This is a genomic window from Mycobacterium sp. (assembly GCF_052143115.1).
Lineage (GTDB): Bacteria > Actinomycetota > Actinomycetes > Mycobacteriales > Mycobacteriaceae > Mycobacterium.
On record NZ_JBKQTQ010000117.1, the window covers coordinates 1 to 10,756 of the forward strand.

Genomic DNA, 10,756 nt, shown 5'->3' on the forward strand with positions numbered 1-10,756 from the left:
TGACCGGGAACCCGTCACGCAAGAAGATCACGAAGCAGTGCCCGGCGGCAATGGCCAGCGCATTGCGGGTCGCGAGCTCGACCAATTCAGGATCATTCCCGGTGCGGCGAACCAACCGTGGCCCGGAGGCCTCGCAGAAGGCCAGCCCGAACCGTAGCGACGAGCTCACCCCCACCATCGCCTCATGCAGGTCCTCGACCGTCTTGATGAAGTGCGCCTGCCCGATCACGACATTGACATCGTCCGGCTTGTCAACGGGCACCACATCCCAGGAAAGCGTCGTCGTGGTCACACACACATGCTGCCACCGCCACGCGACAGCCACGTCCGGTGCTCGGAATCCGAACAGTCCTCTTTGCGGGCGCGCCGACGTGGAGGGCGCGGTGCTTCCCGAGCGGTCCTGTGGCATTGCGAGGACCGCATCATCCGATACGGCAACCAGACGATCGTCTTCTGACGGGAGCCGACGTGCCCGCAACCGTGTTGGACGGCGGTCCCATCGGTGATCATCGATGAGGCACCCGGTGCGTGATTCGTTGCAGCCAAAGATGGCGTTCAGGCTTTTTGGTCGTCGGCAGCGCTGGCGATGGCTCCGGCGGCGGTGATCCGGATGAGTCATCGGCGGGTTCGCGCCGCCTCGGGTGGACGACCAGCAAATCGTCGGATCCCGCCACGACACAGGTCCGGAACTGGCAGCTGATGCGCTCGATCGTTGCGCGCAGCCATTCCGCGTCGGTCTGCGGAACGCGCTCAAGTCGGATTCGCCGCAGGCGCAGTGGAAGCATCCGCAGCGCGGCCAGTTCACCGTCGCCGGGATCGATCGAGATCAGATACAGCAGTCTGAGGTCGGGGCGGTAGGACTCGTAGCCGCCGATGCCTTCATAGTCGTTGATGACATCGCCGCACCCGTACAGGATCGGTTTGCCACGGTAAATCTCGATCGGCCGGGGATGGTGTGAGGAATGACCGTGCACGATATCGATACCGGCGTCGATCAACCGGTGCGCGAACTGGGTTTCATTCAATCCCACGCCATAGCCCCAATTCGGTCCCCAATGCACCGACACGATCGCGACATCGCCGGTGCGCTTGTGCGCCAGCACCCCTGCCGCGACATCATCTACGGCTCCACGGGCCGACGGATCCCCGATCAACCACACCCCCGGCCCATCGCGGTGCGCCGCCCACGATTCGGGCACCCCACTGGATTTCATCGCAACCGAACCGATGACCACCCGGTGTTCACCGTGGGCCGCCACCACCGCCAGGCGTTGTGCGGTTTCTAAGTCGGCTCCCGCCCCGATACCGTGAATACCCGCTGCGGCCAGAGCATCGAACGTGTCGGCCAGCCCACGGTGGCCGAAATCGAGAGTGTGGTTGTTGGCCAGGGCGCAGACGTCGGGCCGGATCGCGGTCAGTGCGGGGAGATTGCCAGGGTGCATCCGATAGTGAAAACCTTTGCGGTCTGCGAATTCACCCTCGGCGGTGATCGTGGTTTCCAGATTGATCAGACGAACATCGGGAGCAAGGTCGTCAAGGATCGCTCGCGCGTCACCCCAGGCCCACCTCCAGTCGACCGGACGGGGAATCGGCCCATTCACCCGTTCGGCCAGCTCGACGTATCGACGGGCATCATCGACACAGCGCTCACGCAAGGCCGGGTCCCCGGGGTGCGGAAGAATCTGATCGACGCCGCGACCGAGCATGACGTCACCGCCTAACAGCAGCGTCACCACATCAGAATCAACGGCCACCTCGAACCACCCGTCGCCACAGCCGAAAGCTCTTCAGCACAAGCAATACAAGGATCTGCCCGACGCAGCGACTGGCGCAACCACAAAAAAACCCCCCCGCCGATGGCCGAGGCCCTGTAACAGATGACTCAACTCCTGGTTGTTCAGGCAGGGCCTCGTGCCTTTGCCTGCTCTTCTTCCATGCGCTGTCGGATCAGGGGGCGCACGTCTTCGCCATAGCCGGTCATGGCTCCGCCGTCGACATCCAGTAGTTGGCCCGTCACCATGTCGGCGCGATCGCTGGCGAAATAGATGACAGCTCCGGCGATGTCGTCGGGCGTGCACCACCGGCCGAGCGGAATAAGCCGCTTCCTGACCATTTCGCGGTACTCGGGTGTGGAGCCCTGTTCGGCCAACGGGGTAAGTGTCGCGCCCGGGCATATCGCGTTCACGGTGATGTTGCTGTCGGCCAGTTCCCAGGCCAGATGCTGGGTGAGACCGACTCCTCCGTGTTTGGACGCGGTGTAGTCGGCGCTGCCGAAAAACGTCATCCGGCGCCCAGCCCCGGAATTGATGTTGATGATGCGGCCCTTGTTCTGCTTCATCATCACCGGGATCACTGCCTTGCAGCACAGGAAGACGCCCTTGAGGTTGACTTTGAGCACCCGGTCCCACTGCTCTTCGGTGATGTCCTTGAGAAGTCTGGGGGTGGACTGGATGCCGGCGTTGTTGACCAGAATGTCGACGGCCCCGAACCTTTCGACGGTGGCGTCGACCATCGCGGTGATCTCGTCTGTGTTGGTCACGTCGGCTTGGTAGGCCATCGCCGAGCCGCCGTCACGCTCGATGGCCCCGGCCACCACCTCGGCGGCGTCCATGCTCCTGTTGTTGACGACCACGTTGGCGCCCTCGCGCCCCACGGCCTTGGCGATCCCCTCACCGATGCCCCGGCCTGCGCCAGTGACGATCGCGGTCTTTCCTTTGAGTTCCATGGCGTTTCCTCCGTGCGGCGTGCTCGGATGCGTTCTTCGGTGCAGGCGATGATCTCGGCCCGCAGCTCGGGCGTCAAGGTGCTCAACGAATGTCCCTCACTAAACGTTCGCGTCGATCCCGGCCACATCGTCGCCCACGGGGCCCTGGCTCAGCTCGCCGTACTGGTTCGGCTGGTAGAGCCGCGCAACAGGTCGGCGATCTTCCAGATCAGGTTGGCGTTCGTCTTCGACATGGCGCGGATAGTCTCCCTCGCGTCGGTTGCTACAGGGGCAAGTTACCCCGACCTGGCGAGGCGTAGCAGGCGTACGGCTCCGACGGGTTCAGGCGGCGCGGACCTCACTGAGGTACCGATACAACGTCGCTCGGCTGACCCCTAGATACCTGGCGATGTCTTTGCCGGTGTGGCCGTCGGCCTTCATCCGCTTGGCGGTGGCGATGTGTTCGCCCTGCGAGACCTTTCGGGGCCGCCCGAACCTGGTGCCGTTGGCCCGGGACGCGGCCCGCTTGAGTGCCGTGCGCTCCTTGATCAGTTCGCGTTCGTATTCGGCCAGCGAACTCAGGACGCCGATCATCATTCTGCCTGCGGCAGTTGAGGAATCGATGCCATCGGTGACCGACACCAAGGTGATACCCCGGTCGGTGAGCGCCTTGACGGTTTCAAGGATATGGAGTGTATTGCGGCCCAGCCGGTCCAGCTTCCAAACCACCACGATGTCCCCTTCCCGGACGTAGGCCATCAGCTCGGCCAGGCCCGGGCGGTCATCTCGCCCACCAGACATAGTGTCGGAGAAGGTCTTTGCGACCCCGGCCTTCTCGAGCGCCTCCCGCTGTTGATCGAGGGTCTGGGTAACGGTGCTTACCCTGATGTATCCGATCCGCTGACCCTCGGTCACTATGCCGGTAGATGACTGCTTCATAAACCACTAAACGTGGGATTCGAGACGGGTATTTCTGAGACCAACATTCGAGACATCGTGACCTGGGATATCGAAGCGGCGGTTCCCACCTCGGGGGGTGTCTCGTATGTGTCTATTTTGATACACACGATATTGCCTGGGACATCGCAGCCGCCGACGTTCGCTCTGTTCACGCCGTTAGCCGGGCCTCAGTGTGAAGGTATTCTGTGGATGAGTCACAAGAGAGCCGGTCATTTGATCAGGCTTGAGGATGACCGACCAAGTGACATTATCTCCGCCGCACGGTCCAGCGGTGTTATAGCCGTTAACTACCCGGTTCGTAGTAGACGAGCGCATAGCTTCCGATAGTTGGAAAGTGCACGTATGTTGCGGCCCAATTATCTTCATGACGCCTGAGATTGGGTCACTGCTGTCGAGCACAAGAGTGACAGGGAGCGAGTCAATGGTGCCATCGGCATTCGTAGACTGGCTTACTCCAGCCCACGTTGAAGGAATGATGTCGGCATTGGCGCTGCCAACGCCTAGCACCAACACGCCAACCTGTACGAGTAACGCCCGCAGCGGTTGAAGCCCTCAATCCAAGGCATCAGTGCTCTAGCGGGTGGGTGTCGGAGGCGATGACCCGTACATCTCGTCGATCAGACCTTTGGCGATGAGCGTGGCCGCTGCCCGACCATCGGCGGTCGGGTCCAGGTTGACCCAGACTACGACCGTCACTTTGTTTTGGGGGTCGGTGCCGGCGAAGGTATTGAAGCCCGGAACTTCACCGGTATGCCCATACAGCGCACCGAATTTCGCGATGGCTAACCCGTATTGCGGCGCATCGGGTTGTGCCAGGTCCGTTGATTGCAGGCTGGTGATCCGCTTGGCTTGCATGTCGGGATCGAGCAGTTTCCCTTCGGCCAACGCCTCAGCCCAGGAAGCCAGGTCCGCCACCGTGGAGATGCCGGCGCCTGCCGCCCAGGCCCACGACGGGTTCAGGGATGTCTGATCACTGGGCTGCAACGTGCCGGCCTTTGCTGCCGCCTGCATGTCGGGCGGTACTGCCGCTGGTGAGCCCATGGTCAGCACGTTGTTGCCATACATATACCCCTGGGGATGCGGGTCCGGGATGGCGCTCGAGGTACTGGCCGGAAACAGCGTGTCCTTGAGCCCGAGTGGGGTGAACAACCTATCCTGGAACACTTGCGACAGCGGCTTAGCGTCAAGCGTCTCGGCGATGCGCCCCAGCAATATCGTGTTGGTGTTCGAATAGTGGTAGCCCGTTCCGGGTGCGAAGTACGGCCGATGGCTATAGGCCAGCGCGAGCAATTCGTCTGAGTTCCACACTTTCTGCGGATTGCTGTCGCCCATCTCGTTTAGTTCGCGCGTCTCGCTGTAGTTATAAAGACCGCTGCGCATGTTCAACAACTCGGCGATGGTGATGTGGTCACCGCCCGGAACATCGGGGCGGAACTTCGACACCGGGTCATCGAGGCTGAGCTTGCCCTCCTGGGCCTGCTGCAGGATCACGGTGCCGGTCCACGACTTGGTGATCGATCCAATCCGGACGTGATCCGCCAACGACACCGGAACTTTGCCACCCACCGTGGTGGTGCCGTACGTCGTGCTGATCTCACCGCCGGGTGAGCGCACCAACGCGACCGCCCCAGGCACGAGCATCTCCCTGGCCATCGAGGCGACCCGCGCCTGCAGCGTCGTCTGATCGATCGGCGTAAACCGAGCGGTCGAGGTGGCCGACGATGGTGGGCTCGGCGACGGCCCCCAGCTGCACGCGCCGACAAGTAAGGCAACGCCAACAACGGCGCCGACAATCTGAATCCGAAGCCATCCAAGCCGCAAGGGTGAAGCCAGGCCAGAAGCGACCACTACCGACCTCCTCCGCGACGGGACATCCGGGTCTGCGCCTAGCTTTCCGGCGGCGCGGAACGCACGTCAATGTCGTAGCGGCTTCGTCAGCAATGTGCGACGATCCCGAAGCTTTGCGTGCCGATGATCGCCGCGCAGACCCTAGGCCGCGCCAGCGAGCCGGGCGGCTGACGCGCTGGTTGCATCGGCACCGCTCCACACCTCGTAACGCCACCCGCGCGAGCCGCACAGCCGGCCGGTCCAGTCGAAGACCTCGGCCACTTCCGGAACGCAGTTGCCGACGCCGAGGCAGCTCACGATGGGATCCAAGAGCAGCATGGCCTCGCGGGCCAGGGCCTCGTGCTGGCATGTCAGGGTCATACGGCTGCGGCCCGGGCCGCCGCCCACATGGCCCTGGAGGCCGCCGCGGAGGTCCGCGGGTGGCAAGAGGCCATCGGCTACGGGGTGTCGGCACTCGCGGCCATGGCGGCCGGCGATGTTGAAGCAGCGGTAGACGCGAGCGAGGCGGCCTGGCAGCACATGCGCGTCCAGCCCCAGACGGCGGCGTTGCAGCGTACCTTCAATGCCGAGGTGGCGCTGGCGGGCGGGGATCTGGCCGCGGCCCGTCGCTGGGCCGACGACGCCGTTTCAACAACGACGGGCTGGTACTCGGCGATGGCGCTGACCACGCGCGCTCGCGTGGCGATCGCGCAAGGTGAGCCGGAGCAGGCCGAGCACGACGCCCACGACGCGCTCGCGCGTGCCGCCGAAGTCGAGGCGTATCTGTTCATCCCCGACATCCTCGAATTCCTCGGCATTCTGGCCGTGGACGCCGGCAATCACCGCGAAGCCGCCCGGCTCTTCGGCGCGGCACACGGCATCCGGCAGCGTATGGGCGCGGTCCGGTTCAAGATCTGGGACGCCGGCTACGAAGCCTCGGTAGCGGCGCTGCGAGATGCAATGGGTGAGAAGGACTTTGAATCCGCATGGACCGAGGGCGCGGCATTGTCCACCGAGGAGGCGATCGCCTACGTGCAACGCGGCCGGGGCGAGCGCAAACGCCCCACCAGCGGCTGGGCATCGCTCACCCCCACCGAACGCGACGTCGTCCGACTCGCCGCGGAGGGCCTCGGCAACAAGGACATCGCCACCCGGCTGTTCGTCTCACCGCCCACCTCACCCACGTCTACACAAAACTCGGCCTGAGCTCCCGCGTACAACTGGTTCAAGAAGCAGCCCGCCACACCTGAACACCGCCGCAAGCGCAGCCAAAGATGCTAACGTGCGGTTCGCAACGCTTCACCGATCGACTGAAACAACTTGGACGGCAAGGGCATACGAATCGGCGCGACTAGCGAACGCGCGCAGGGCCATTGAGTAGACTGTACCCTTCGGCCAGCGCCGGCCCGTAGGTGAGAGCGCCACATTCGCAGCGCCAGGTCAGATGCCGGCCGCACGAACAGGAGACGCTCCCGACGAGCATCCGCCCCGGCCGTAGCGTGTGGCTGCGCGGGCACCGTAGCGGCGGCCGGGCCATCCACTGACCCGACGTCGAGCGGACTAGCTCGCCGATTGCGGCCATACACAACGCTAGGCGTTGTCGGTGGCCGCGGGTAGCGTCTACACCTTCGCCGCTGTCGCGGGCTCACCCACGCAACGTGTTGCGCTCTTCCTTGACTTGGCAGTGATGCTGACGACGTAGGTCTAGCGCGAGCGCGCCGCGCCGTCATTCCGCCGCCTGGCACGGCGGCGCATGCATGGCCTCGAGCCCGTCTATGGCCGTCGCGGAAATCGTGGTCCGCACCATGTAGCGCGGCTCCGGCGCCGGCCACGGCCGACCGCGATGCATGGTCGCGCGGTTGTCCCACATCACCACGTCGCCCTTGCGCCACGAGTGCAGATATCTCGCACCAGGGGCGGTTGCCGCCTCCGTCAGCTCGGCGAGCAGCTCCCGCGCCGCTTTCAGCTCCATGCCCTCGATCGCGTAGGTGTGCGAGGCCATGTACAGCGCCTTGCGGCCATTGATCGGGTTCTTCCAAATAAGACGCCAGCATTGTGGCGGCAGCGCCGCCCGCTCCGCCGGGCCGGCAAGGTCGGGCGCGATCTTGCCGCGCGAATAGGCGTATTCGTGCCAGGCGAAGGAATTTTCCAGCCGCCGTTGCAACGCCGGATCGAGGCGCTCGAAGGCGAGCCGGGTAGAGACATACTCGGTCTCGCCCCCCCGCCCCGGAATGATGCGCGACGACAGCACCGAAGCGAGCGCCGGCACCCGCTTGAACGAACTGTCGGTATGCCAGAGCTGGTTCGCCTTATTTTCTAAAGCGAGCCGGTGATCTTCCGGCGCTACGTTGCCCTTCTCGTCGAGGGTCTTGAGGATCACGAGGTTGGTGCCGTAGCCATCCGAACTCACCTTGGTGACCTCGAGCGGGCCGAAGCGGCGCGAGAAGGCAAGCTGCGCTTCATCGGTGACGTCCTGGTCGCGAAGGACCAGAACCGAGTGCTCCTCGAACGCCGCGCGCACCGCCGTGTATGCGGCCTCGCTTGCCGCAACGTCGTGGATGTTCACTCCGCGCAGTTCCGCTGCAAAGCCCGGACCCAACGGCACGATTTCCATCGGCGCCCTCCATCGCATTCCAGGTTTGAGCACGACTCTCCACCCAAAACGAGCCCCGGGCAACGGAGGACTTGGAGCGTCGGTTGTGCAACATCGACCAGGCCGAGGGCATGCTGTAGGCGGCTGCTCAAGGGGTGTATCTCAGACGAATTCCCGTGCCGTCGGGTAACTGCTTGTCGCGCCAGCCCCAGATTAGACCTCGCCCATGCCCGCTTTCGGCCTATCGGACGCGCGCAGGCCCGTCGAGCAGGCTGCACCCCTCGCCGAGCGCAGGCCCGTAGGCGACCGCGCCGCACTCGCAACGCCATGTCAAATGTCGGCCGCATGAGCACGCGATCGACCCGACCAGCATGTGTCCCGGCCGCAGCCGGTGACCGCGCGGGCAACGCTGCGGTGGCCTGACCATCCATTGCCCCGTGGTGGACTGCACAAGCTCGCCGACGGCGGCCATACATCAACGGTAGGCGTTGTCGGTCGACCGCGTTTTTCACCGCGCGTCTCAAGACGGCCAGGCCGGATTCGCGCGGCCTCTAGGAGGAACCGCGATCCGGCGTTGGGGCCACGCCGCACGACAAGCAGGGCCGCGCCGCTCGGCAACCCTTCGACTTCCCCCACCCCCGCCTCGGCGGCGCCAGCGGCCGAAGCGTCGAGCTCGCCGAAGAAGTCGGCGTAGGAAAGGAAGGTGGTGTCCCCGGTGTCCTCTTGGGACGTCTGGTCGTTGTTCTTGTGGCTCACTTGCTGTCCTTGTTAGCCGTGGAAGTGTCGGGTTGGCGGTCAGCCTTGGTCGGGCGCAGCCGCAGTGCTGACCAGGTGCCGTTGATCGACACGTCCTGGACCGCCTCAACGCCGTATTGGCGAAGGGCTCGGACTAGCCAGTCCCGGCGAAGATCGGTCCCCGGCTGACCGGGTTTGGGGTAGCTGACCCAGGCCAGGCGGCCAGCGCGGGCGGCCGCATATACGGGCCTGAGCCATGCCAGGTCCGCGGGCCGGACTCCGAGGCCAATGACCACATCAGCCTGATCCGGGTTCGGGCCACCAGTCGTTAGCAGCCTCAACCCCGATTCGGGCGGCGCATTGACCACCGCCACACTTTGGCCGGGCTTTATCTGCAGCTTTTGCTCAAGCTCAAGCTCTCCGGGGCCGAGCACGCCACCTCCACCGTCACGCAAGCAGGCAGGCCAATAGATTCACGCTTCAGGCTGGCATCGCCTCAGCGCGGCCGTGCCTTAGCGCTCGACCACCACGCTGGATGCCGGAATTTACTCAGGACCATTCACAACCGATATTCACTGCGAATCTAGCATTCATGGTGAACGTAGCATATGTGTGAGGCGCACCTTGATACCGGCCAGCACGCGACGCGACAGGAACGCAGAAGCGACCCGGCAGGTGATCATGCAAGCTGGCCGGGAGCTGTTCGCTACCCAGCCCTACCCCGAGATCACCGGTCTGCAGATCTGTGTGCGGGCCGGAGTCACCCGCGGTGCGCTGCAACACCACTTCGGCAGCAAACTGGGGCTATTCATGGCGATATTCGACGGTCTGCAAAGCGATGGCGTCAGCCGCGTAGCAGATGCTCTCGCCTGTCACGATGATCCATGGGAGCAGGCAAGGGCGGCCATCGTGGTGCTCCTCGACGTCTACACCGATGCGGAATACCAGGCGGTGGTCTTGAAGGAAGCCCCCGCGGCAGTCGGATGGCAGCGATGGCGCGGACGTTACCAGGACAACTTCGCAGATGTCATCCGCGAAGTAATCGGCAGCTTCGTCGCTGCGGGCCTGATCAAGCATTCACCCGTCATGTTGACCGCCACAATGCACGGAGCACTCACCGAGCTGTCGTTTGAGATCGCGCGGTCCAACGATCCACCACACACGCGCACACTGGCGCTGGCCCTACTCGACGAAATGATGTCCAAGTTCCGCGAACTCGTCTCAGATCCACCGCAGCAAGAGCCAGGCCCCAATCGTCGCCAACGCGGCGGTCGCTGACTACAGGCGGCGACGCCGCGCGCCGACCGGTAGGAGGAAGGGTTCCGCCGACTTCTGGACTACGTCGAACGCCACGGTGACGCCCGAGTCCCGATCTCCTACGCCATCGATGACTGCAGATTCGGTGCGTGGGTCAACACGCAGCGCGACAACTACACCAAGGACACCCTTGAGGCCGACCGTCAGCGCCGACTCTCGGGGCCGGGCTGATGCCGTTCAGCTCGCGACCACCACGATGACACCGGGCGGCTGGCCGGCGACTTCGGGAATCCGTGGTTGGACAGGCGCTTTCAATAGCTGGCCCACGGCGTCGGCGGTTTCGCGTTCGCCGGGCCCGCTACCGAAGTACACGGTGGTGGCCGAGACGTTGGGCAACGACAGGTTGTCGACCGCTGTGACGTTGTAGCCGCCCTGCTTCAGCTGGTCGGCGGTGCGCCCGGCGATCCCCTGTTGGCTGGAGATGTTGTAGACCCGTACATCCGCTTTTGCCGCAGGTCTCGCCGAGGTTTTCGGCGCCATGGTGCTCGTCGTCACCGTTGATCCCGACGAGTCGTCATCGGAGTTGGCGCCCGATCCCATCGCTTGGAAACCCACCAGCAAAAAAATGACACCGAGAAACAGCAGCACCATCACCATGGCCCGCAGGGGTAGCCCGGTCG

At 64.2% G+C, this 10,756-nt stretch carries 9 protein-coding genes and 4 pseudogenes; 4 read left to right on the forward strand and 9 right to left on the reverse strand.

Annotation, left to right across the window (positions count from 1 at the left end; translation table 11 throughout):
• A partial coding sequence (locus ACLQI9_RS12830) for an adenosine-specific kinase (protein ID WP_442380705.1) occupies positions 1-292 on the reverse strand: 292 nt, incomplete at its 3' end.
• A 73-nt stretch (positions 293-365) separates the two neighbouring features.
• On the opposite strand from ACLQI9_RS12830, the pseudogene ACLQI9_RS12835 reads away from it, so the two are divergent.
• Positions 366-457: pseudogene (locus tag ACLQI9_RS12835) on the forward strand (formyltetrahydrofolate deformylase); the annotation flags it as partial.
• A 181-nt stretch (positions 458-638) separates the two neighbouring features.
• On the opposite strand, the pseudogene ACLQI9_RS12840 reads toward ACLQI9_RS12835, so the two are convergent.
• From ACLQI9_RS12840 to ACLQI9_RS12855, 4 genes and pseudogenes are all read right to left on the reverse strand, one after another.
• A pseudogene (locus tag ACLQI9_RS12840) lies at positions 639-1,754 on the reverse strand (CapA family protein); the annotation flags it as partial.
• A 143-nt stretch (positions 1,755-1,897) separates the two neighbouring features.
• Complete coding sequence (locus ACLQI9_RS12845) at positions 1,898-2,725, reverse strand: SDR family NAD(P)-dependent oxidoreductase (RefSeq protein ID WP_442380707.1); 828 nt, start codon at positions 2,723-2,725, stop codon at positions 1,898-1,900.
• A 321-nt stretch (positions 2,726-3,046) separates the two neighbouring features.
• On the reverse strand, positions 3,047-3,643 hold the full coding sequence (locus ACLQI9_RS12850) for a recombinase family protein (RefSeq protein ID WP_442391734.1): 597 nt from the start codon (positions 3,641-3,643) through the stop codon (positions 3,047-3,049).
• 594 nt (positions 3,644-4,237) lie between these two features.
• Positions 4,238-5,512 carry a serine hydrolase domain-containing protein gene (locus ACLQI9_RS12855; RefSeq protein WP_442380711.1) on the reverse strand — a complete coding sequence of 425 codons (1,275 nt, stop codon included), beginning with the start codon at positions 5,510-5,512 and terminating at the stop codon, positions 4,238-4,240.
• Positions 5,513-5,692: 180 nt separating this feature from the next.
• On the opposite strand from ACLQI9_RS12855, the pseudogene ACLQI9_RS12860 reads away from it, so the two are divergent.
• A pseudogene (locus ACLQI9_RS12860) lies at positions 5,693-6,741 on the forward strand (response regulator transcription factor); the annotation flags it as partial.
• Between the two features lie 476 nt (positions 6,742-7,217).
• On the opposite strand, the gene ACLQI9_RS12865 reads toward ACLQI9_RS12860, so the two are convergent.
• The 3 genes from ACLQI9_RS12865 to ACLQI9_RS12875 all read right to left on the reverse strand — a co-directional run bounded on the left by ACLQI9_RS12865 (position 7,218) and on the right by ACLQI9_RS12875 (position 9,253).
• Complete coding sequence (locus ACLQI9_RS12865; RefSeq protein WP_442380713.1) at positions 7,218-8,105, reverse strand: TauD/TfdA dioxygenase family protein; 888 nt, start codon at positions 8,103-8,105, stop codon at positions 7,218-7,220.
• A gap of 309 nt (positions 8,106-8,414) precedes the next feature.
• On the reverse strand, positions 8,415-8,840 hold the full coding sequence (locus ACLQI9_RS12870) for a hypothetical protein (protein WP_442380715.1): 426 nt from the start codon (positions 8,838-8,840) through the stop codon (positions 8,415-8,417).
• Entirely contained in the window at positions 8,837-9,253 is a 417-nt protein-coding gene (locus ACLQI9_RS12875) for a hypothetical protein (protein WP_442380717.1), read from the reverse strand. The genes ACLQI9_RS12870 and ACLQI9_RS12875 overlap by 4 nt, the downstream gene beginning before the upstream one ends.
• Positions 9,254-9,500: 247 nt before the next feature.
• Between ACLQI9_RS12875 and ACLQI9_RS12880 the strand changes: the two genes are divergently transcribed.
• A complete protein-coding gene (locus ACLQI9_RS12880; RefSeq protein ID WP_442391736.1) occupies positions 9,501-10,097 on the forward strand; it encodes a TetR/AcrR family transcriptional regulator in 597 nt (198 codons plus the stop codon).
• Positions 10,098-10,142: 45 nt separating this feature from the next.
• Positions 10,143-10,307: pseudogene (locus tag ACLQI9_RS12885) on the forward strand (helicase associated domain-containing protein); the annotation flags it as partial.
• 6 nt (positions 10,308-10,313) lie between these two features.
• On the opposite strand, the gene ACLQI9_RS12890 reads toward ACLQI9_RS12885, so the two are convergent.
• Positions 10,314-10,756 (reverse strand): LytR C-terminal domain-containing protein (locus ACLQI9_RS12890; RefSeq protein WP_442391735.1); only part of this gene is annotated, 443 nt, incomplete at its 5' end.